The following is a 22,404-nucleotide window of genomic DNA, read 5'->3' as shown; positions in this document are numbered from 1 at the left end:
CCTATACTTTTGACGGCCGCGTGGCCGTCATTGGCCGGAATACAGGTGTGCGGCCCACAGCGTCGGGGTGCTCGGGAAACGCTCCCTGCAGCGGCGCACGGCATGGTGCAGCGCCGTCGCAACGTCCTCACCTGCGGCGATCCACTGGTGCAGGTCCACGGCGACCAGCCGGGCCACGTGGTCGTTGACCTGCCACAGCGTGCCGACCACCTGCGGGTAGCCGGCGAGCTGGAAGGCCGACAGCAAGTGCAGGCCCTCGTCCGGGATCCGGCGCGTGCCGAGCGACGTCTCGCACGCCGACAGCACGGCGAGCCGGACCCCGGAGAGATCCAGGGCGGAGACGTCGAGTACGGACAACGGTCCGTCGTACAGCTGGAGATGTCCTGCGGAGGGGTCGTCGGGATCGCTGGCCGCGTGGCACGCGAAGTGCACCGACGCGTGGGACGCGAGCGCGGTACGGACCGCGTCGACCGTCGCCTGTCGGCCGACGAGCCGGGTGGCCGGCGTGAGGGCGGCGATCCCGCCCGCCTCCCGTTCTGTACCGCGCAGTGTCTTCGCGCCGGGTGCGTCCCCGATGGCCACGATCACCAGATCCTCGCGCGCCCGGGCGTACCGGCCCCGGGCGTGCCGCAACGCCCGCAGGGTCGGGGTGTAGGCGGATACCACCCGATCGAGGACCGTCGGACCCTCCGGGGGGCGTCCTGCCGCGTGGAGGGGGAGCAACGCGAGCTGTCCCACCGGCGACCACCAGACCCGTGGCCAGACGCCGGACGGAGCGGTGGTGTACCCGAGCCGTTCCAGGACCGGCCCGGTGACGAAGTCCCACAACCAGCCGAGTACCTCCATGACCGTGGCCTGGGCCTCGGTCTCGCCTGTTCCCGGGCGGGTCGCCGCGTGCAGCGCGGCGCTGAACGCGTCGGCCAGGCCTGCCACCGAGTCCGGTGTCACGCCCGCCAGTTCGACCACCGTGATGCCGGACGGCTCGACGATCAGCGCGTCGCTGCGGAACCCGCTCACGTTGATGAGCACAACCGGCCCGCCCGCAGCGGACGCCGTCAGGTCGGCCGGCGTCGGCGGGGCGAAGAAGTCCGCGAACCCGGGCAGCCCGCGGGCCTCGTCGAGCAGCCGCTCCAGCCGGATGTCCAGGTCGTGCCGCTCGTCCGCCGCCGCTCCCAGGAGATACCCCGACGGGGTCAGCCGTTCGAGGGTGTACGCCAGTTGTTCAGCGAGTTCCGGTGCGACGGCGGACAGCCGGGACAGGTCGCTTCGGCTCTGCAGCACCTGTCCGCCGAGCACGCCACGGCCCAGTTCCAGCAGCCGTACGGCCGTCTCCGGGTCGTTCGCCATGATCGCGCCGGCGGCTGCGTCGGCGGCGAGACCGTCGAGTTCTTCCAGCGCCCGCTGCTGGTCGAGGCGGGCAAGTCGTCGCGGCGCCGCACGAGGCAGCAGGCCGACCGCGTAGGCGTAGGCGTCCCGCGCCCGGCGCCACTGCCCAGCCGACGCTTCGGTGCCCGCCCATGAGCGTGCGGCCTTGATCCGCACGATCGGCTGCAATCCCTCATGGAGGGCCGCTGCCCGGAAGGCGTGCCCGGCCGCTGTGAGGACGCCGGGGTCCTGGTTCGTCTCGTACTGGGCGTACAGGGCGTCACCGTAGTTGATCTCGGCCGCGCCGCGCTTCGGACTGTCGGGGGCACTCGCCCGGACGGTGCTGCCCAGTGCCGTCACGGACCGGCGCAGTGCCTCCGGATCACCGGTGATCCGGTACGCGGAGAACCAGACCCGGCCGAGGTTGCCGAGCGCCGACACATGGTCGTCCTCGCCGTACGGCACCGCCTCGACGACCTCGCTGAGCGCGGTGACTGCCCGCGCCAGGTCGGACCCGAGCCGGGTGCGCACGAACCGGTCGTGGTGCAGCAGCCCCAGCAGCAGCGGGATCGTGGCGTCGTTGCTGCCCCGGCCACGGGCGGCCCGGCCCATCTCCAGTGCCTGGTCCAGCAGTTCGATGTCGCCGGTCCGCTCGACCAGTCCCTGCACGGCGATCAGGTAGTTCTCACACCGGTTGCCCCACGAGCGGGTGTCGGGCGGGGTGGCCGCGAGCACCTCATGCAGCAGGCTCACCCCTTCCCGCGCCGCCGCCAGGTCACCGGTGTGCCGGCCGCGGTCCCGCAGCGCCGCCGCGAGGTCGACCTTGAAGCCCAGCACCGAGCCCGACGTGCTCGGGGCGCCGTCCACCGCGGCTCGCAGATACCGGATGGCGCTCTGCCGCACCGACTCGTCACCTGTGTGTTCCGCGGAGCGCTGCAACACGTCGCCCAACTGGTTGAGCCGCAGCAGACGGCTCGGATCGTCGGCGGACGACGCCCGAACGCTCTCCTCAAGGACGCGGGCTGCCTCGTCCAGTGCGGTGCGGTCACCGGTCAGCCCGTAACGCAGGGACAGGGCCCGGCCCAGCACGAACAGCACGGCCGGCACCCGCGGGAGCTGTGACGCCGACTCGACCGCCTCGGTGACGTGCACCGGGTCGCGGGTGTGTTCGGCCAGCAGGATCAGCGCCTCCCCGCGCAGCGTGGCGGCCACCTGCCCGTTGTGCCCGTCCAGCAGCGGAATGACCTCGTCGCATCCGGCGATCGCCTCGTGCAGCGCCGACACGTCGCCGAAGTACTGGAAGTGGTCGAGCAGCAGGCCACTGAGGGTGGCCCGCAACGAGTGCCTGATCGGGTGATCGGGTACGTACCCGATGGCGGCGCGCAGTTGGTCGATGCCCTCCAGCAGGTCCGCCGGATCATCCGTGTACCGGTGGCGGTCGCGCAGCCCTGTCGCCAGGTCGCTCATGGCGTTGACCGAGCCCTGCGCGGCCAGCCGCCGGTTCCGCTCGATCTCGCTGTCGAAGGGTGTCGGGGGCACTGGACGAGGTTATCCTCACTGAGGTGACCGCTGACCAACTCGCCGTTCTTTGCAGCCGCTTGGCGGATGACGCCGACGCTGTGCGGACCTCGCCCGAGGTCCGGGCACGCGCGGAGTCGATCGCCGACCGGGTCCGCGGGGGCGCCTCGCCCGCCGAACTCATCGACGACTTCGACGAGCTGGAGGTGCTGCTGCTGCGGGCGGGGCACGCCGCGGGCCTGAGCCCGGTCCGTTCCTACGAGCAGCTGCCCGGTGCCGGCGACGGTCACCGTGTCCTGGAGGTTCTCGCCTGCCCCGGCGGTAGCTGCTCCCGGTTCGAGGCACCGGGCGCGGTGCCGGTGGACTGCCTGGTCCACCGGCGGCCGATGGCCGTGACGAGGCTCAGGTCGTGACCACATTCCTGGAGGCCCTGGGCAGCAAACTGGCCGAACGCTGGCTCACCCTGCTGCTCGGCCCCAGCGTGCTGCTGCTGAGCGTGGCAGCAGCCGGGGTGACGCTGGGGCACCGGCACTGGCACGACACCGGCCTGCTGCTGATCCGGCTCAACCACCTGTCGGCGCAGCCCGCGATGCGGAGCACCGGCACGCTGGTCCTCCTCCTGGTGGGGGTCCTGGCCGCCTCGGCCGGCCTGGGGCTGGCAGTCACCGCGCTGGGCGGCGCGGTGGAGCGGCTGTGGCTCGCCTCCGCGCCGCGACGGCTCACTGCCCGGCGCCGCCGCCGCTGGGACGCCGCGCGGGAGCGGTTCGACCAGGCGCTGTTGGAGGCGGCCAGGGCCGAGGGCACCCCCGAGGCGCCGGCGGCCGCGGCGCGGGCCCGTGAGTTCAACGCCCGGCGCAACCGGATCGGCATGGCACCGCCGGCCCACCCGTTCTGGCTGGGTGACCGGATCGCCTCGGTGGACACCCGTGTCTGGGAGAGCTACCGGCTCGATCTCACCTCGGCCTGGCCGCGGTTGTGGCTGTCGCTGCCCGAGGATGTGCGCGCCGAGATCGGCGCGGCCCGCGGCCGGCTCGCCGCCGCGACCCGGCTGGTGGCGTGGGCCCTCGCCTATCTCGCCGTGGGCGCCGTCTGGTGGCCGTCGGCGGTGGTCGGCGTCGTCACCAGCGTGACGGCCTGGTGGCGGGCGCGGGCGGCGGGCGTGGCGTTCGCGGAACTCGCCGAGTCGGCAGTCGACCTGCACGGCCGAGGGCTGGCGGAGAGTCTCGGCATCCAGTGTGCGGGCACGTTCACCGAGGACGTCGGCGCGCAGATCACCACACTGCTGAGGAAACGGACATGAGCCTCTTCTCCCGCCGCCGCAGGCCCGCCGACGCACCGACCCTCGACGACGAAGCAGTCCTGGTGATCGACCAGCACGCGCTGCCCTTCCGGTCGCCTCACTGGTACGGCCACGCCGACTATCACGTGCGGGTATTCCGGCCCGGGAACGCGCCGAAGCCGGTCGTCATCATGGGCGACCTCGACAACGATCCCATCGCCTCGATCACCAACAAGTGCCCCGAGGTCACCGCCATGGTCGCCCACCTGGTGCTGGGCCGCCCAGGCGTGCACCCCACCCGGCTGGAGGACCACGCCCGCTGGCTCACCTACTACGCCGCCCATGACCCCCTGGGCGAGAGGTTCTGCGAGGTCCACTCCTTCGAGGTGGTGCCCGGTTACCAGCCGCCGCTGGTCAACCTCAGGTACCGGGACCTGCGGCGCGAGGAGGCGGAGGAACTCGTGGGCGGGGCCCTCGGCAGGTGGCAGCGGCGGGACTACACCGTCGCGGGACTTCAGCGGCGCGGTGTCCGGGTGATGCGGGTGCACTCGGCGAGCTGATGGCCACGCTCGCCGAGCAGGGGAGCGCCCGCAGGGGAGCGCCCGCAGGGGAGCGCCCGCACGGGGGCGCCAGCCGGGGGGCGGGCCGGGCTTCCCGCAGTGTCGTCTTCGGGGTGCCGGTCCGATACAGCCAGGGCGAACAGCCGTACCGCACAAGCATTTTGCTGAGCGGGGGCCCAACTGGCACGTACGGCCGCCACTCGTCCACCTGCCGGCCGCGATCGCCCCCCGAGCCGCAGGGCCGCACTGCCGCGGAGCCCCCGTGCCGCAGGGCCGCACTGCCGCGGAGCCCCAGGGCCGCAGGGCCGCACGGCCGTGGAGCAGCAGAGCCGCCGGGCCGCGAAACAGCCGGGCCGTCCGGCGCAGGAGCAGCCGGTTCAACGTAGACCGAGCGAGTCCCTGCACCTCACCTTTCCGAACCTGACGGCAACTGTTCTTCGAACTCTCCGGCACCCCCGGGAAATCGTTTGAGCAACGTTCACCGGGTCCAAGGAACGTGCGCCCGGGCCGGGCGGACCGAGATCCGCCTGTGCCGTTCGTCGTTCGGCGCGTTACGCGCGGTCATTCGGAGGGTGGAGGTCGCAGGGTGGAGTGGGACGAGATGTTCAAGAAGCGAAGACGTCGATGGGGTGGCCGGGTGCCGCGTGGCCTGGCTGCGGGTGCCGTCGTCGTCGGGCTCGCGGTGGCCGGCGTGTCGTCGATCGACGCGTCCGCGAAGGACGCCGCGCCTTCGGTGACGGCTCCTCAGAGTTTTGACCTGACGGGCGCATCGTACTGCTCCTCGGGAACGGGTCTCGCGGCCCTCGGGCTCGACGCCAACCTGATCTCGAATCCGGGCGCGGAGTACGCCACGACCCGGGGTGCGCTGCCGGGCGGCGCGGGCACGACCGCGGGCAGCACGGTCCCCGATCCCGACGGTGTGCTGCTGCCGGACTGCTGGGCCGTCACCTCTTCGATCGCCGGCACCGACCCGGCGAACGAGATCGCGAGCGCGGCCGCCGCTTCGTACCCCGGCAAGACCGGCTCGCAGGACTTCTACGGCGGCAAGAGCGCCAACGACAAGGCCGTCGCCGGCACCGTCACCACCGCGTCGCAGACGATCGACCTCGGTTCGCTCGGCGACGTCGCCGGCAAGCACGTCGCGCTCAGCGCGAGCCTGGGCGGCTATGCCGACCAGGACGACGCCACCACTCTCAGCGCGGCGTGGGAGGACGCCGACGGCAATGCCGTCACCGGCGGTGACAGCCAGGATGTCGTCACCTCGGTGGGCCCGGTGAAGGCCGTCGATCGCGGCGACTTCTCCAGCATGATCCCGCGCAGCGGCTACGGCACCGTCCCCGCCGGCGCGGCCAAGGTGGTCGTCACCCTGACCTTCACCATGGGCGGCGCCGGCAACAACGACGCCAACGCCGACAACCTCAGTCTCGTCATCGGCGACAGCGCGGTCGCGCCGGCCGCCCAGAACGTCGACGAGACCGGCACGTGCCCCGATCCCGCTCCGCTCAGCGCGGGCAAGAACCTGCTCTCCAACCCGGGCGCGGAGGACTTCGCGTCCGTCGCCTACCCGTACGGCAGCGGCGGCGGCGTCACCGACGCCGGGAAGGCGTCCGCCACGGTCACCGTGCCGGACTGCTGGGTCAGTCACGGCGATCTGCCCTCTCCGGACGCCATCGTTGAGTCGCAGGCGCAGAAGGGCCCCTACCCGGGCCTGAAGGGCTCCCGGCTCTTCTTCGGCGGCACCAATTCGAGCGCGACGTCCGCCGGCAACCCCGGCTTCGTACCGGCCCGGGGTTTCACCAACCAGGTCCAGGGCGTCACGACCACGGCTGCCCAGACCGTCGACGTCAGCGCCCTGAACGCCGGTGGTGGCCACACGTTCGAGCTCTCCGGCCAGCTCGGCGGCTACTCCACGCAGGGCGACTTCACCCAGGTCGACGCGGCCTTCGAGAACGCCGGCGGCACCGTCCTCGGGACCTCGCGCATCGGGCCGATCACCGAGGCAGAGCGCGTCGCGGCGGCCGACTACCTGGCTGCGGAGGGTGGCACTCCGGCGGACAGCGGCATGCTGCCCACCCAGGCCCTCGGCACTCTGCCGGACGGCACGGCCAAGGTCGTCATCACGCTCTCCGCGACGGCGATCTCCACCGGTGGCGACAGCAACGGCGTCGCCGACGACCTGGGCTTCGTCGTCGACCCCACCGCGTCGTCCGCCCATGGACAGAGCTACGACCTCACCACCGGCACCCATGGCACCAGCCCGAACTGCCCCGACCCGGTGGCCCCCGCCCTGGACCGCAACCTGGTCTCCAATCCGGGTGCGGAGGAGTACGCCTCCGACATCTGGTTCGGCGCGCCCGGTGATGCCGCGGCCAGTGTGCCGGACTGCTGGGTCAGCGCCTCCGGTCTGCCGGCTCCGCGAGCCGTCGCCGAGTCGTACGCCCAGACGCCGGCGAGCTACCCGCCCGTGCGGACGAGCAGCCGCGTCTTCTGGGGCGGCCACGATCCCGACAACGCGGTCGCCGGCGTCGCGACCACGGAGACCCAGCCGATCGACCTCGGTGCGCTCGGTGACGTCGCCGGCACCTCCTTCAAGCTGTCCGGCCTGCTCGGCGGCTACGCCACGCAGAACGACAACGCCGTCGTGACCGCCACGTTCCAGGACACCCACGGCAAGACCCTGACGAGCGCGAGCATCGGCCCCGTCAGCGCCAACCAGCGGGGCAGCGTCTCCGGCCTCGCCCCGCAGGCCTGGTACGGCACCGTCCCCGCGGGGGCGGCCAAGGCGGTCCTGAGGATCACGCTCACCGCTGTGAACAGCGGCGCGGACAACAACGGCGAGGCGGACGACATCAGCCTCGTCATCGGCGACAGCACCAAGCCGACCGGCCCGATCCTTCAGACCGTGCCGTACGACGCCTCCGCGGGCGGCGAGGTCCGCATCGACCCGACCACGGGCCTGCCGCTGCCGCCCGCGGGCGGCCTGTACCGCCCGGCCGGGGTCTCGGCGAGCAAGGGCGTCGTCTACGCCTCCAACTCCGGTGACAACGTTCTCGCGGCGCTGGCCGACGGACAGAGCACGGTCATCGCCGGGTCGCTCACGGCATCGGGCGAGCAGGGCGACGGCGGTGCCGCCACCGACGCGACGCTCTACCAGCCGGCCGGCACCGCCGTGGACGCCAAGGGCGACATCTTCATCGCCGACAGCGGCGACAACGTCGTGCGGGAGATCACCCCCCAGGGAGTCATCCGCCGCGTCGCGGGCACCGGCCGCGCGACGGCCGCCGGTTCGGGTCTGTCCGGGCAGGAGAAGCAGAAGGCCACCAGCACGACGCTCAACCATCCCGAGGCGGTCGCCGTGGACGGGCACGGTGACCTCTACGTCGCCGACACCTTCGACAACCGCGTCGTGGAGGTCACGCCGGACGGCAGGATGACCTCCTTCGCCGGCAGCGGCAAGGCCGGATACGCCGGTGACGGCGGCGCGGCCCGCAAGGCGAAGCTGAACTCCCCGACCGGGGTGGCCGTCGACCAGCACGGCAACGTCTACATCGCCGACGCCTCCAACAGCGTCATCCGCGAGGTCGACGCACGGACCGGCGTCATCAGGACCGTGGCCGGCGACTACGCCAAGGACCAGGGCAAGAACGACGGCCGGGGCGGGTACTCCGGCGACGGCGGCCCCGCCACACGGGCCCAGCTCAACACCCCGCAGGGCGTGGCCGTCGACAGCGCGGGCGACGTCTTCATCGCCGACACCCTCAACAACGCGGTCCGCGAGGTCACCCCGAAGGGCACGATCACCACCGTGGTCAACACCGCGGCGCCCACCGCGGGCGGCGAGAGAAGCGGTCAGGCTCCATCGGCCTCGCACCTCAACACCCCGTACGCCCTCACGGTCGACCTCTCGACCGGTGTGCTGTACGTCGCCGATACCGCCAACAACGCCATCGCCGAGATCCTCGGCGTCTCCGGCTGACACGTCGGCCCGGTGGGCGGTGACCCCTGCCGAGGGGTCACCGCCCACCGCCCATGACCTCGATCCCGTCGTGACCAGGAAAGAACCCCGCATGCCTGACAACAGCACCCCTTTGAGCAGCCACCGCCCCTCCCGGCGCAGCTTCATCGCCGGGGCGGCCACGATCGCCGCCGCCGCCGGCATGTCCGGTGTCCTGCCCGCGCAGTTGGCCCGCGCGGCCAAGGCCGACCGGCGCGGATTCGACCTCTCCCAGATCAAGCACGTCGTGTACGTCATGCAGGAGAACCGGTCCTTCGACCACTACTTCGGCACCTTCCCGGGAGCGCGCGGCTTCGCCGACAAGACCGCGATCAAGCTGCCGAACGGCAACTCGGTCTTCCGGCAGCCGGACCCGGCCAACCCGGACGGCTACCTGGAGCCCTTCCACATGGACACCGTCACCACCGGTGCCGCCGCCGTACCGTCGCTGTCGCACGACTGGCGCGACCAGCACGCCGCCTGGAACAACGGCGCGATGGACGGGTGGCTGACGACCCATCTCGCCTCCGACGGCGACGGCAAGGGCTCGTACACGATGGGCTATCTGAAGAAGGCGGACATCCCCTTCCACTGGGCCCTCGCGGAGAACTTCACACTGCTCGACAACTACCACTGCTCGGTGCTGGGCCCCACCTACCCGAACCGGGCGGTGTGGATGTCGGGCACCAACGACCCGCAGGGCAGCCAGGGCGGCCCGATCCTTGAGACGGTGCAGCCCAACACACTGACCTGGAAGTCGGCCGCCGAGGTGCTCTTCGACGCGGGCTACACGGTGAAGACCTACACCAGCTCGGGCAGTTACAACTACTTCAGCTGGTGGGCCAACTTCAAGGAGCCGGGACTCGTCCCGCCGGAGCTCTACAACCGGATCATGCTCAACGCCACGCTCTTCGGCGACGGCACACCGGGCGGGACGGGCGACCCGAACAGTCCGACCCTGGCCGGCACTCCCTACCTCGGGTTCGAGGAGGACTGCGCGAACGGCACCCTGGCCGACGTGACCTGGCTCTTCCCGGACGGCCCCCACCCCTCGGACGAGCACCCGCCGAACACCCCGGCCGCCGGCGCGTACTTCCTCGCCTCCAAGCTCGATGCCCTCGCCGCGAACGAGGAGCTGTGGAACTCGACGGTCTTCGTCATCAACTATGACGAGAACGACGGCTTCTTCGACCACGTCGCGCCGCCCGTCCCGAACCGGAAGCGCTTCCCGGAGGAGTACGTCAGCCTCGCCTCGCCGAAGGGCACGCCCGGCGGTGGCCTCCCGGTCGGCGCCGGCTTCCGGGTGCCGTGCCTCGTGGTGTCGCCGTGGACCGTCGGAGGCCGCATATTCTCCGAGGTCTCCGACCACACCTCACCGCTGCGTCTCATCGAGGCGATCACGGCCGCCGACGGCCTCTCGGGGAAGGGCGCGGTGACCTTCGACTCCATCACGCGCTGGCGCCGTCAGACCTTCGGTGACTTCACCGGCGTCTTCAAGAGCCACGCCCAGCCGGCCCCGGCCAGCCGGGAGTTCGACGAGGAGACGCGGCTCGCCAACCTCAACGCCCAGGCCGCGGCCGCCACCCAGCCCATGCCGCAGGTACCGGGGGCCACCCAGCACATGCCGGGCCAGGAGCGCTGAGCCCAGGAGCGCTGAGCCCAGGAGTACGGAGCGCAGGAGCACCGGGCCCCGGGAGCCGTCCCCCGGGCCGAGCCCAGGAGTGCTGAGCTCAGGGGCATGTGGCACCCCCGGCCTCCGTCGTGCTCCCCCGGGTCGCTTCGACCCGGGGGAGCCGACGGGGCCGGCGGGCGCTCGGGGGCACCCTTCCTTACGAAGAGGCCCGTTCCTACGAAGAGGCACCCTTCCTTACGAAGAGGCACCCCGTACCTACGAAGAGGCACCCCGCTCTTACGAAGAGGCGCCCCGTTCCTACTAAGAGGCGTCCTGCTTGGGGGCAGGCGCTCGGTCGCCTTCCGGCATCGCGACCCTCACCAGCTCCGCGGAGCGGATGGTCCGGGTGCCCCGCGAGACCCTCAGCCGCACCTGGGCGCCGGTAGCGATGCCCTGCGAGGCCGCGGGCAGGGCCCAGGCGGTGGTCAGGTCCGTGTTCCCCTCGTCCAGAGCCAGGAACCGGGCCGCCTCCTTCCCCTTGCGCGACTCCATCCGCAGCACCTCGCCGGTGACCGTGTCGGGCTCCCGCCGCTCCAGGCAGGCGAGTGCGAGGAAGTACAGCGCCAGCGCGCCGAAGACCGCGACCGCCGCCAACTCGCCGGGCAGTGGCCCCTCATGGGCCGCCGCATCGCTGAACCAGCCGTGACGGCCGCTCACGAAGTTACCGGGCATCATCGCCAGGAACGCCACCAACACCGTCCAGCGGCGGCACTTGCCGGCCACCACGAGGCCCAGCAGCGCGCTGCCCACCCAACCGGCACTCAGCACCAGTCCCGGCCGGCGCAGCGAGCCGCCGCCGTGCGCGTCGACCGCGACCGCCCAGTCGGGCTGCCGCAACAGCGCGAAGGCGCAGAGCCCCGCCGCGACCACGCCCGCCGCGGCCGCCCACTGCAGCAGCCGGGGCGCCGAGGCGCCGAAGCCGGGGCGCAGCCGCGGGTAGCGGATCCGCACCGGGCGCCAGGCCCCTCCGTACGAGGACCAGACGCGTCGCCTCTCGCCGGAGTCGAAGCCGAGGAGCCGGCCGGTCAGGGTGGTGACGCCGAGCGCGGTCCCGTACGCGAGATAGCGGTCCCAGACCGTCACGGATGCGGGCGGCAGCCGGGCGAAGTCCTCGTGCGCCGTGAGCCAGGCCCGCAGTCCGGCCCAATGTCCGGCGCGTTCCAGGCCCTTCGGGGTCGCCCGCTCGCCCTGCGCCTTGCCGAGCAGGAAGGCCAGCGCGGCCCCCGGGGCCACCCCCACGGAGAGAGCGGCACGCACGGCGTGCTCCCCCATGACCACGGCCACGGCGAACAGCGCGCCGGGCACGAAGGCACCGATCAGCAGAGCACTGCCGAGCAACGGTGCGAACCGGTGCCGGGACAGGCCGCGCAGGCGGGCCTCGGCGATGATCTCCCGGCGCAGCGCCGTGTTCCAGGAGGCGGCGCGCTTGTCCTCACGGAAGGCGATCGCCCCGATGGGAGCGCCATTGTTCCCCGCGCGGGCGCTGACGCGGTCCAGGACCCGCTGCTCGTACGGCGTCAGTCCGGGCGCCGCCCGGCCGGCCTCGGTGAGGTGAACGGTGCTGCGGGCCGGGTCGTCGCCCGGCTGTCGCAGCTCGACGAGGCCACGGGCCGCGAGATCCAGCAGGGTCGCCGCGGCGGCGTGCTCCACGCCCCGCCAGTGATTGCCGAGCAGGCTGACCACGGCCGGCGGTTCGGGGTCGTCCCCGAACTCCTGGGTCGCGGGCCCCGGCGCGACCACGCCATTGCGGGTGGCGACCAGCGCGCACCCGAAGGCGACGAGCCAGAGCACGATCAGGGCGGCGCCGCCCCACCAGAGCTGTTCGGTGAGCGTCACGCGAATCTCACCTGCACGGCGTCCTGCGCCACACCGGCGGCCTCGAAGTACTCCCGGCGCCCATGCGCGCCGCCCAGCCCCGACACGACGTTGCCCGGGAAGCCCTCCAGGGCCGTGTGGTAGCTCTGCACGGCGCTGTTGTAGAACTGCCGCGCGTAGGCGATCTTGTCCTCCGCCGACCTCAACTCGGCCTGCACTGTGCTGAAGTGCTGATCAGCCTTGAGGTCCGGATAGCTCTCCCCGAGTGCGAACAGCTTCCCCAGCGTCGCGGTGAGCACGTCCTCGGCGGCCGCCCGGTCCGTGACACCGAGCCCGCCGCTCACGGCCGCTCCGCGGGCGGCGGTGACCGCTTCGAAGGTGCCGCGCTCGTGGGCGGCGTAACCGCGCGCCCCTTCGACGAGATTCGGTATCAGCTCATGCCGCCGCTTCAACTGCACATCGATCTGCGCCCACGAAGCCTGCGTCTGATTCCGCAGCCGGACCAGGCGGTTGTAGGTCCGGATCACCCACCAGCAGCCCGCGACCACAAGTACCGCGACAACCACACCAACGATGACACCCACGGTGTCGCCCCCCAAGGACCCTCAAAGATCCGCCCCCCTGGCCGATCGACGTGATCTTATTCCGGCCGTCAAGCGACGCCACGGCACGGACGCGTGCACCCACGGGCCCCTGGGCAGCCGGTCTGCGCTCACCCGTCGGCCCGGGGCCATCGATATCCGGTCAACCGCCGCCGTCTCCTGGGCCATCGGTATCCGGTCGGCCGCCGCCGTCTCCTGGGCCATCGGTATCCGGTCGGCCGCCGCCCCCTGGGCAACCGGGATCCGGTATCCGGTCAGCCGCCGACGTCCCCTGGGCAACCGGGATCCGGTCACCGCCCCTTCCCGGGGCCGCCGGTCGCCGATTCGGCTGTCCCCACCGGGCCGGCCGGGCGCCGGTCACCCTCCGTTGTGCGGGTCCGCCGGGTCCTTGTCCGCGAGGGTCCGGTGGGCCACGGGCCTCCCTCAAGTACGGGGAGCAAGAACTACCCACCCACCCACCCTCCCTGCGCGCGGCACCTCTTCGGGCCCGCATCACCCGTCCGGGTGACCAGCTTGCAGGGGAGCGATACAGACGGTTACGTTCGCCCCGACAACCGCAAACAGAGACGGCCCCCGCCGGGACTGGCATCCCGGACGAGGGCCTCACCGCTCAGGAAGCGAAACCTTCCCGATGGCTGAACCGCAGTCTAACGCGCGCTTGCGCGCCGACGCCGGAGCTCCGACCTCCGGCGTGATCCACGTCCGTACCCGGCTCACAGCCGACTTCACCGTGATCTCCAACGTCCTCGCGCGGCGTCGCGGCAGTGCGGTCACGGTCGGTGTCGCGGCGTACATCCGCTCCCTGCCCGACGGCTCGCCCGTGAGTATCACCGCGCTGTGCAGGCACTTCAGCGAGGGCGAGATCCTGATCTCGCGAGCCCTGAGGGAACTTGAGGCGGACGGCTACCTGGAGCGCCGCCGAGAACGCCTTCCCCGGGGGCAGATCCGCACGCGGACCTACTTCACCGTCCTGCCGGGCGCCGATCCTGACCCCGATCCCGGTCCGGATCCCGGTCCCGACCCCCGTCATGACCCCGAGCCCGATCCTGACCCCGATCCCGGTCCTGACCCTGGTCCTGACCCCGATGACGGCCCGCCCGAGCCGCCGAACCCGCCCCGGCCGCGCAGGCGGCCCGTTCCGGCGCAGGCCAGGCCCACGCCCCCTCCTCCGCCGGCGCCTCCCGCGAGCGACGCGGAAGCGGCCCCCACCGGTCCTTCGGACGGGGTCGACTCGGCCCGATACGCCTCCACTTCGGCCGATCCGGCCGGTCCCGGCCCCTCCGTTGCCGGGGAGATGACGGTGTCGGCGTCCGCGGGAGGAGCCTCGGAGGAGCCGGTGCCACTCGACGACACCGATCCGCGGGCAGTCGGGCCGGAGGAGCCGGGACCACTCGACGACGCCGATCCGCGGGCAGTCGGTGTTCTGGCATCCCTGCGCTGGGCCGATCCCCGACTCGTCCTCTCCGCGCGGGAGGCCGCCCGCCTCGCACCGGCCGTCACCCAGTGGCTGGCGGCCGGTGTGCAAGCACCCGAGATCACCCGCATCCTCACCACCCGGCTCCCCGACCGCTTCCTGACCCGCCCCGTGGGCATCCTCGCCTTCCGGCTGCGGGAAGTTCCGCTGCCTGTCGCCCCGTTGCCCACGCGGCGCGCGTACCCGGAGCTCCTGACCGTGCAACCGTTCCAGACCTGCGACGGCTGCGAGCGCGCCTTTCGCGCCCCTGTTCCCGGCCGCTGCAAGGACTGCCCGCCCGTTGACGACCTCCGCGCCGCCGGGTGAGCCGGCAGGCAGCGGACACGTGGGGGTCCCGGCCTCGGCCGCTTCCGGATGCGCCCCGGCCGCAGGGGGTTCGGAGAGAACGCGCCGGCGTCCAGGTGGCGTCGGCCCCCTGGACGCTGGTGCGGAGCAGTGCGTAGGCTCACAGCGTCCGGTCGACATGAAACGTTTCAACCCCCCTTTGTGGAGGGCCCTGCGCCGTGCGAGCCCCAGGGCTGATCGGTCCAAGATCAGTCCGTGCGGACGAGTTCACGGCCAGAGCCCGCGCGCCCTGCCCCGACCTCCGACTCGTCTGTCGAAGAGTGAAGTTGACGGTCGCCCGACGCCCGTGCCGCCCCCGCTCACACGTCCGGATCACGTCCGACAGGAGCTGACATGAACCGTCCGACCCCCCAGCCCGGTGGTGCCGCATCACCCGGCCGTCGCGTGGTGCTGAAATCCGTCGGCGCGGTGGGCCTCGCCGCCGCGGCCTCGCCCCTGCTGCCCGTAACCACCGCTCAGGCAGCGGCCAGTGACACATCAACAGCGATCGACTGGCACGGCCCGGCCACGGTGTCCAGGACGACGCCGACACTTCAAGTGGTGGTGAACCCCAAGATCCGGCGGGAGTCGCCGATCCACGACAGCGTCTACCGCGCACTGCGGAACCTGGACACCGACTACGTGCGCTTCGTCCCCTGGTTCCCGTATCCGAAGCTCGGCGTGGCCGAGTTGGAACCGCCGTCCAACGGCACGACGAGTTGGGACTTCTCGCTCCTCGACCCGCTCGTCGAGGATTTCGAGAAGGCCACGCGCGGCCGGTCGACGATCCTCAACTTCAGTACGACCCCGGAGTGGATGTGGCAGCCCGCTCCGTGGACGGTGCAGGACGGCGCGTTGCGCGTGGTCGGCGGGGACAACGGCCTCGCCGCCGATGGAACGGACTGGACGGACTACACCTTCGCCGTCGACGTCACCCCGCTGGCGACCGGTTCGCAGGGCGGGGGCTCGTACGCGCAGGCGGGTTGGCTCGTGCGGATGCGGGACGCCGGGAACGGCTACGGCCTCCTCCTGTCGAACTACCCGTACACCGCGCCGGCGGCGGCCGGATACATCGTCTTCGTCCTGTTCGAGAACGGCCAGGCGGTCAGCGTCCGGCCCACGGCGCTGCCCTTCGCGGTCGAGGACGGCCGGACCCATCAGGTACGGACGACGGTGGCCGGATCGGATCTGACCGTCGCCGTGGACGGTACGGACGTCCTGACGGTCCACGACGACACCTTCGCGGCGGGGACGGTCGGCTTCCGCGAGAACGGCTCGGAGTCGGCCACCTTCGACAACGTTGTCGTCACCTCGGCCACCGGTACGGCACTGTTCGCCGACGACTTCTCGGGCGGTCTGTCGCGATGGGCGGCGCCCGTCGCCTACCCGGCCGACCCGGACGAGCCCGCGTTCGGCTACTCCCAGGGCGGGAAACTCGCGGTGCCGCCCTCGGTCGTCGCCGACTACTACCGGCGTCTGGTCTCCTGGTACACCGCCGGCGGATTCACCGACGAGTACGGGACGTTCCACCGATCGCCGCACCACTACCAACTCCCCTACTGGGAAGTGCTCAACGAGGTCGACTTCGAGCACGGGATCAGCCCGCAGGACTACACGACGCTGTACGACGCGATCGTCACGGCGATCCGCGAGGTGTCACCCCGGACCAAGTTCGTCGGGCTGGCGCTCGGCAACTCGGCCGGCCTGGACTACTACCGATACTTCCTCGACCGGAAGAACCATCAGCCGGGCGTTCCCCTGGACCTCATCAGCTACCACTTCTACGCCCAGCCCAACTCCGCCGACACCGCCGACGCGTACGGGCCCGACGGTTTCGCACAGGCGGACGCATTCATCACGACCGTCGGGCAGATCGAGGAGATCCGCACCGCACTCGCCCCCTCGGTCCGCACGACCGTCGACGAACTCGGCACGATCCTCCCGGGCTCGGCCACCCAGGCCGACCCCGCGCCGATCCCGGACGCGTACTGGAACTTCTCCGGTGGCATCTACGCCTACGTGTTCGCCCGGCTCGCGCTCATGGGCATCGACATCGTCGGAGAGAGCCAGCTCATGGGCTATCCGAGTCAGTACCCTTCGGTGTCGATGCTGGACTGGACGAACGGCGAGCCCAACGCCCGCTACCGGGTGCTGCAGCTGATCCTCGACGAGGTCCGGCCCGGCTGCCGGCTCATCGAGGTCCCGGACCAGTCGTCCCCGGACGGCGCCTACGTCCTCGCTCTCGTCGACAAGGGCCGCCGCAAACTGCTGATGATCAACAAGACGAACGCTCCCGTCTCCGTCGACATCGAAGGACTGCGCGGAGCGCACATCAGGATCGTGGATCAGCAATCGGGCGGCGGCAGCATCCGTGCCGAGCGGAACGCCGCCGAAGTCCTCACGCTGGGCGGGTACGCGGTCGCCGTCGCCACCCTCGGGAGCGTCAAGACCAGAGGCTGACGCGCGGACCGAGGCTGAGCCGGTACGTGCACGCGCCGCTCACCCCGCCCTCCTCGTGTGCCCCGCCCTCCCCGGTCGCCCCGCCCTCCCCGGGCGCCCCGCCCGGCGCCCGGTTCTCCCGGCCGCAGGTGACACGCGCGGGGCCGGGGGCGGAGGCGGGGTGGTCCGCTCCGCGCGTGAACCGCACGTGACGCGTGTTCAGTTCATGTCGCGGAAGGCCACTCCCGCCTCCCACGCGGGGGCGCCCACGCTGCCCAGGACGACCACGTGGAAGACCGCGGCGACGAAAGCGGCTACGAAGCGGGAGATCGTGCGCGTGCTGTGCATGGCGGGCCACCTGTCCGATCGGGCGTGCGGAACACTGCTGTCGGGTGCTGTTCCCGGGTCTCACCAGGTCAGGGCGTCGTCCATCGACTGCTGCCAGTAGGTGGTGTCGAGCGAGTCGTCGATGTAGGTGCCCTTCGCGGGCAGCGGCGGGTGAGCGCCCGCGCCGACGCTCTCGTGGCCGGACCGGCCGTGGAAGTAGACGGTCAGAGCCTTCTCCGTGTGACCGTTCGAGCCGCTGCCGTCGGCGGCGGACAGACCGACGGAGGCGTAACCGGACTCACCCGGGTTGAGCGTGACGACGGCCTGCGGGTGCGAGTCCTCGACGACCGGCGGTACGGCCTGGGCGTCGCCGAAGCGCAGCGCCGGGTAGCCGTAGAGGTAGCACGTCCTGCTGCCGGTGTTGGTGACCGTGAGCAGCATGTGGTTCACCGGGCGGTTCAGTGGCGCGGCGACGACTTTGGTGTTGGAGCCCTCGCAGGTGACCGGGTCGCCCGCTGAGGAAGGCGCCTTGGTGGCGAGCGCGTCCGCTGCCGGCCGTGAGGCGCCGGGCGCGGTGGCCGGTGCGGCGGGCGGCACGGTGGCGGGGGCCGAGGCTCCGCCGGCTCCTGACGCTTTGGTCGCGGGGGCGGCCGGGGCGGCGGGGGAAGGAGACGTGGCCGCGGCGGCGCCCGTCATGGCTCCCTCGTCGCGGACCCCTGTCGCGCCGGTGCAGGCCGTCAGGGACAGCGCGCCGAGGACGAGGCTCGTGGCGGCACCGAGGAGACGGGCGCGGGGGGTTCGCATGCTGAACATGAGGCGTGCCTCTTTCGCTGTTCGGGTGGCTGTGATGCTTGGATGTTCGGAGCTTGTGGGCTGAGCCGTCCCCACCGCCATGCCTGGCGGTCAGTTGGGGACGCTGGAACGACAAAACCTGCTCTGAGCAGGGATAATGCAGCGTCCCTGGAATGCGCGAACGGGACGCTGTGGAGGGGGAAAACAGGTGTCGGATGCGACAGGGGCCCGGGAGGCCGAGGAGTTCGCGGCGCTGCTACGAGAGCTCAAGGACCGCTCGGGGCTGAGCTACGGGGCGCTGGCCAAGCGCCTGCACACGAGCACGTCGACGCTGCACCGCTACTGCAACGGCACCACGGTCCCGAACGAGTACGCGCCGGTGGAGCGCCTCGCGCGGGTGTGCCGGGCGACGCCGCAGGAACTCATGCAGCTGCACCGGCGCTGGATCCTCGCGGACGCGGCACGCGGGCTCCGGGGGGACCACGCGACCGCGGCGGGGGCCGGGGCCGGGGAAGGGGCCCAGGCGAGGTCCGTGGGGACCGCGGCGGGGGCCGGCGAAGGGGCCGAGGCGCGGTCAGAGGCGGGGGCCGGGGCCGGGGGCCAGGACCAGGTCGCCGCGGAATCCGCCACCGCGGCGGACGCGGCTCAGCAAGGCCGTCCGGCCGGCTCCAATACCGCGCCCGGTACGTCGCGGACGGCGGACACCGGAGCGGCCGGGGACGCGGAACGCGCCACGGCACCGCAGCCACTGGGCGAGGACGGTGCGCCGGATGAGCCGGTCGTCGTCCGTGTGGCGCCGGGCCCCGTGTCACCGCGACGGCGTCGTACCGCGCTGATCGCCTCCGCCGGAGTCGCCGCCCTCCTGGTGGCAGCGGTGCTTGCCGCCCATCCGCCGTGGGACGGGGGCACGAAGGACGCGAGGGTGCGGCAGGCAGCGGCCGAGGCCCGAGCGAGCCGGGACCCGGACACGGCCGACCCGAAGGAGCCGTCCGCCGCCCCGTCCACGCATCGGCCGAGCCGTTCGCCGTCCGCGTCCGCCTCCTCGGCGAAGCCCCGCAGCAGCGGCGCCGGTGTCCCGGTCAGCAGCCCGAAGCACAGCACGACAGCCGGTCCCGCCGGCGGGGCCGGCGCCGACGCCGTCGCCCTCACCGTCGCCACCCGCCCCTACGTCTACGACAACCCGTGCAGCCAGCACTTCCTCGTCGACAGCGCACCCGCGCAGGTCGGCCCGCCCGCGAACGAGGTCGACGCCACCCGCTGGGCCGCCGCCTACGGCGCGGTCTCCTCGGGTGACCAGCGGGTCGCCCTCACCGTCCAGGGCACCGGCGCGGACACCGTCGTCCTGGAAGCACTGCACGTGAGCGTCGAGACCAGGGGCGCGCCGCTCGCCTGGAACGACTACGCGATGGGCGTCGGCTGCGGCGGCGGCGTCGACACCAAGTCCTTCGACGTCGACCTGGACAACGGCAGCCCCACGGCCACCGTCAAGAACGGCCAGCGCGACTTCCCGTACAAGGTCAGCGAGTCCGACCCGGAGGTCTTCTTCGTCACCGCCCACACCAAGGCGCACGACGTCCGCTGGGAACTCACCCTGGACTGGTCGAGCGGCAACCGCCACGGCACCGTCCGCGTCGACAACAACGGCACCCCGTTCCGCACCAGCGCCGACGCCGGCCGCCCCGGCTACGACTACCCGCTGGGCGGCAGCGACTGGATCGCACGGACGAGTTGACGGGCCCCGTGCGGGCAGGCCGCGGGGGCGCGGGAAGGGGGCGGCCTGCGCGGGGATCGTCGTGCGGTAGAGGGTTGTGCGCATAAGAAACCGCGCAGAGAAGGCCGAGCGGGTCTGAAGTCCCGCGTGAGGAACGTCGTGCGGGTCAGGGCGTGGGACGCGCGCGGCCGGTCGGCGCGGCCCCCGGCCACGGGCCGGCCGCGGCTTCGGCGTAGTCGGCGAGGCTCACCCCGGTGAGCCGTTCCGACTCGGCCCACAGCCGGGTGTTCGTCCGCTCGTCCTGGGCCCGGCGGGTGATGCGCGCGGGGCCCGAGGGGCCGACGAGGTGGAAAGCGCCGGTGGGACCGTAGTACGCGCCCTGGGCAGCGCCGGGGCTGGTCGCGGCGTACAGGAGCGGCTCCGTCCCGGGTTCGACTCCCTGCGACGGGAGGAAGTCGACGGCGGCGAACAGCCGGTTGGCGAGCGACGGCTTGTCCCGGCCCAGACTCCGCCCGGCCGTCTGCAGGTTGGTGCGCGTGTAGCCCGGGTGCGCCGCCGTGCTGAGGAGCGGCCAGCCGTGTTCGTCCGCCAGGGCCGCCAGGCGGCCGGTGAAGATCAGGTCGGCGAGCTTGGACTGCGCGTACGACATGTTCGGGCTGTAGCGGCGGCGCTCCCACTGGAGGTCGTCGAAGTCGATCCTGCCGTAGCTGGCGGTGCCGCTGCTCATCGTGGCGACCCTCGGGGCGGGCGCCGCCAGCAGGGCGGGCAGCAGCCTGAGCGTCAGCGCGAACGGGCCGAGGTAGTTGCTGCCGAGCTGCAGCTCGAAGCCGTCCGCCGTCGCCGTACGCGTCGTCGGTGACATCACCCCGGCGTTGTTCACCAGCAGGTCCAGCGGCGTCCCGTCGGCGAGGACCCCGTCCGCGAAGTCCTTCACCGCTCCCAGGTCCGCCAGGTCGATCCTGCGCACCTCCAGGCGGGCGCCGGGGTGGCGCGCGAGGATCTCGTCCCGCGCCTGCTCGCCCTTGGCGAGGGTCCGTACCGCGAGCACGACCCGTGCGCCCGCCTCGGCGAGCCTGCGCGCCGCCTCCTTGCCCGTACCGCTGTTCGCGCCGGTGACCACCGCGAACCTGCCCGACTGGTCGGGTACTTCGTACATCGCACTCATCTCCTTGCCGTCCGTCGCCGCTGTCCGCCCGCCGTTCGAAGCCCGGAGCCCGGGGCCCCAGCCCGCCGATGACCCGTTCCCGACTGCCGGGAGAGGTCATTAGAGACCGGCGGTCTGTTGTCTTCAACGTATCAGACCGGTGGTTCGTTAACAAGAGACCGGAGGTCTGTACGCCTCTGTACGATGGGATGCATGGCCACCCCCTTCCAGCGCGCCCGCAGCGAGGAACAGCGCGCCGTGCGCCGGCAGGCGATCCTCGACACGGCGGCCGCGATGCTCACCGAGATGCCCGTCGCGCAGCTCAGCCTCAACGAGCTGAGCCGCCGCGTGGGTCTCGCGAAGTCGAACGTGCTGCGCTACTTCGAATCCCGCGAGGCCGTGCTCCTGGACCTCCTCGACCAGGCGACCCGTGCCTGGCTGGCCGAGCTGGACGACGTGTTCGCGAAGGCCGTCGACCCGCGCGCGCCGGCGCGCGAACGCGGCGGCCAGCTGGCCCGGGCGTTCGCGCGGTCCCTCGAAGACAGGACCGTCCTGTGTGAGCTCGCCGGCGCCCAGGCGGCGGTGCTGGAGCGGAACGTGTCCACGGCCGTCGCGGCCACGTACAAGCGCGCGGGCATCGAGACGACCGGCATGCTCGCCCGACTCGTACGCCGTCGGCTCCCCGAACTCGACGAGGCCGCCGCGCTGCGGCTCGCCGCCGGCGCACTGCTGGTCGCGGCCGCGCTGTGGACCCACGCGCACCCCTCGGACGCCGTGCTGGCCGTGTACGAGTCCGAACCGGAACTCGCCGTCATGCGCGTCGCGTTCCGGCCGGCCGTCGAGGAGTTCGTCGGTGTCCTGGTCTCCGGCATCCTGGCGCGAAGCGGCGAGGGGACATGACGCGAACGGCGCGGACGGCGTCCGGCGGGCGCCGCGTCTGGTACGCCTCGTACGGGTCGAACATGCGCATGGCGCGCTTCGGTTGCTACCTCGCGGGCGGTCGCCCCGCCGGGGCTGCCGTCACCTACCCCGGCTGCCGCGATCCCCGGCCGCCCGCCGCCTCCGTACTGATCCGGCTGTCCGGGACGCTGTACTTCGCGACGGAGTCCGACGTGTGGACGGGCGGCCGGGCGTTCTACGACCCGGACGCCCTCCGGGGTCCCGGCCCGGACGAGCACCACCCGGATCACCGCCCCGACTCCGGCCCGGATCCTGGCCTCGACTCCGTCCCAGGTCCCGGCGTCCCAGGTCCCGGCGTCCCAGGTCTCGGCGTCCCAGGTCCCGGCGTCCCAGGTCCCGGCGTCTCAGGTCTCGGCCGTGATTCCGGGATCGGGCCCGGCCCCCGCCCCGGGCCAGGGCTCCGCCCCGGGATCGGACCCGGCCCCCGC

General features: G+C 72.3%; 15 protein-coding genes and 1 pseudogene. 10 read left to right on the top strand and 6 right to left on the bottom strand.

The features are described 5' to 3' along the window. Positions 1-27 precede the first annotated feature (27 nt). A complete protein-coding gene (locus OG310_RS19220; protein ID WP_329457114.1) occupies positions 28-2,904 on the bottom strand; it encodes a CHAT domain-containing protein in 2,877 nt (958 codons plus the stop codon). Between the two features lie 23 nt (positions 2,905-2,927). Here OG310_RS19220 and OG310_RS19215 point away from each other — a divergent pair, with 23 nt between their 5' ends. The 5 genes from OG310_RS19215 (at position 2,928) to OG310_RS19195 (ending at position 10,358) form a co-directional block, all read left to right on the top strand. Beyond that, positions 2,928-3,296, top strand: a complete 369-nt coding sequence (locus OG310_RS19215; protein ID WP_329457113.1) for a hypothetical protein — start codon at positions 2,928-2,930, stop codon at positions 3,294-3,296. Further along, a complete protein-coding gene (locus OG310_RS19210; protein ID WP_329457112.1) occupies positions 3,293-4,183 on the top strand; it encodes a hypothetical protein in 891 nt (296 codons plus the stop codon). Before OG310_RS19215 ends, OG310_RS19210 begins: the two co-directional genes overlap by 4 nt. Continuing rightward, positions 4,180-4,722, top strand: a complete 543-nt coding sequence (locus OG310_RS19205; RefSeq protein ID WP_329457111.1) for a hypothetical protein — start codon at positions 4,180-4,182, stop codon at positions 4,720-4,722. Before OG310_RS19210 ends, OG310_RS19205 begins: the two co-directional genes overlap by 4 nt. A gap of 637 nt (positions 4,723-5,359) precedes the next feature. Then, on the top strand, positions 5,360-8,698 hold the full coding sequence (locus OG310_RS19200) for an NHL domain-containing protein (RefSeq protein WP_329457110.1): 3,339 nt from the start codon (positions 5,360-5,362) through the stop codon (positions 8,696-8,698). 91 nt (positions 8,699-8,789) lie between these two features. After that, positions 8,790-10,358, top strand: coding sequence for a phospholipase C (locus OG310_RS19195; RefSeq protein WP_329457109.1), 1,569 nt, complete (start codon positions 8,790-8,792; stop codon positions 10,356-10,358). Between the two features lie 291 nt (positions 10,359-10,649). Here OG310_RS19195 and OG310_RS19190 read toward each other — a convergent pair whose 3' ends face one another. Next, positions 10,650-12,224, bottom strand: a complete 1,575-nt coding sequence (locus OG310_RS19190; RefSeq protein WP_329457108.1) for a DUF2207 family protein — start codon at positions 12,222-12,224, stop codon at positions 10,650-10,652. Further along, positions 12,221-12,787 (bottom strand): LemA family protein, encoded by a 567-nt coding sequence (locus tag OG310_RS19185; RefSeq protein ID WP_329457107.1) that lies wholly within the window; start codon positions 12,785-12,787, stop codon positions 12,221-12,223. Before OG310_RS19185 ends, OG310_RS19190 begins: the two co-directional genes overlap by 4 nt. 649 nt (positions 12,788-13,436) lie before the next feature. Between OG310_RS19185 and OG310_RS19180 the strand changes: the two genes are divergently transcribed. Further along, positions 13,437-14,585, top strand: coding sequence for a hypothetical protein (locus tag OG310_RS19180; RefSeq protein ID WP_329457106.1), 1,149 nt, complete (start codon positions 13,437-13,439; stop codon positions 14,583-14,585). A 372-nt stretch (positions 14,586-14,957) separates the two neighbouring features. After that, a complete protein-coding gene (locus tag OG310_RS19175) occupies positions 14,958-17,063 on the top strand; it encodes a hypothetical protein (RefSeq protein ID WP_329457105.1) in 2,106 nt (701 codons plus the stop codon). 198 nt (positions 17,064-17,261) lie between these two features. On the opposite strand, the gene OG310_RS19170 is transcribed toward OG310_RS19175, so the two are convergent. Beyond that, the gene (locus tag OG310_RS19170; protein WP_329457104.1) at positions 17,262-17,390 is read right to left on the bottom strand and encodes a hypothetical protein; all 129 of its coding nucleotides are present in this window, start codon (positions 17,388-17,390) and stop codon (positions 17,262-17,264) included. A 60-nt stretch (positions 17,391-17,450) separates the two neighbouring features. Further along, entirely contained in the window at positions 17,451-18,182 is a 732-nt protein-coding gene (locus OG310_RS19165; RefSeq protein WP_329457103.1) for a DUF4232 domain-containing protein, read from the bottom strand. 187 nt (positions 18,183-18,369) lie between these two features. Here OG310_RS19165 and OG310_RS19160 point away from each other — a divergent pair, with 187 nt between their 5' ends. Then, a complete protein-coding gene (locus tag OG310_RS19160; protein WP_329457102.1) occupies positions 18,370-19,893 on the top strand; it encodes a transcriptional regulator in 1,524 nt (507 codons plus the stop codon). A gap of 145 nt (positions 19,894-20,038) precedes the next feature. On the opposite strand, the gene OG310_RS19155 is transcribed toward OG310_RS19160, so the two are convergent. After that, on the bottom strand, positions 20,039-21,028 hold the full coding sequence (locus OG310_RS19155) for an SDR family oxidoreductase (RefSeq protein WP_329457101.1): 990 nt from the start codon (positions 21,026-21,028) through the stop codon (positions 20,039-20,041). Positions 21,029-21,229: 201 nt separating this feature from the next. Between OG310_RS19155 and OG310_RS19150 the strand changes: the two genes are divergently transcribed. After that, positions 21,230-21,916: a TetR/AcrR family transcriptional regulator gene (locus OG310_RS19150; protein ID WP_329457100.1), complete on the top strand. Its 687-nt coding sequence runs from the start codon at positions 21,230-21,232 to the stop codon at positions 21,914-21,916. Beyond that, positions 21,913-22,167 (top strand): annotated as a pseudogene (locus OG310_RS19145) (histone deacetylase); the annotation flags it as partial. The gene OG310_RS19150 and the pseudogene OG310_RS19145, both read left to right, overlap by 4 nt. Positions 22,168-22,404: the final 237 nt, after the last annotated feature.

The organism is Streptomyces sp. NBC_01497 (genome assembly GCF_036250695.1).
Lineage (GTDB): Bacteria > Actinomycetota > Actinomycetes > Streptomycetales > Streptomycetaceae > Streptomyces.
Note: the sequence above shows the minus strand (reverse complement) of the source record. Positions and strands in the feature narration are given on the sequence as shown.

Coding starts and splice junctions, on each gene's coding strand:
- OG310_RS19195 (WP_329457109.1), top strand. CDS start 8,790: ATGCCTGACAACAGCACCCCTTTGAGCAGCCACCGCCCCTCCCGGCGC.
- OG310_RS19175 (WP_329457105.1), top strand. CDS start 14,958: ATGAACCGTCCGACCCCCCAGCCCGGTGGTGCCGCATCACCCGGCCGT.
- OG310_RS19180 (WP_329457106.1), top strand. CDS start 13,437: ATGGCTGAACCGCAGTCTAACGCGCGCTTGCGCGCCGACGCCGGAGCT.
- OG310_RS19205 (WP_329457111.1), top strand. CDS start 4,180: ATGAGCCTCTTCTCCCGCCGCCGCAGGCCCGCCGACGCACCGACCCTC.
- OG310_RS19150 (WP_329457100.1), top strand. CDS start 21,230: ATGGCCACCCCCTTCCAGCGCGCCCGCAGCGAGGAACAGCGCGCCGTG.
- OG310_RS19170 (WP_329457104.1), bottom strand. CDS start 17,390: ATGCACAGCACGCGCACGATCTCCCGCTTCGTAGCCGCTTTCGTCGCC.
- OG310_RS19165 (WP_329457103.1), bottom strand. CDS start 18,182: ATGTTCAGCATGCGAACCCCCCGCGCCCGTCTCCTCGGTGCCGCCACG.
- OG310_RS19155 (WP_329457101.1), bottom strand. CDS start 21,028: ATGTACGAAGTACCCGACCAGTCGGGCAGGTTCGCGGTGGTCACCGGC.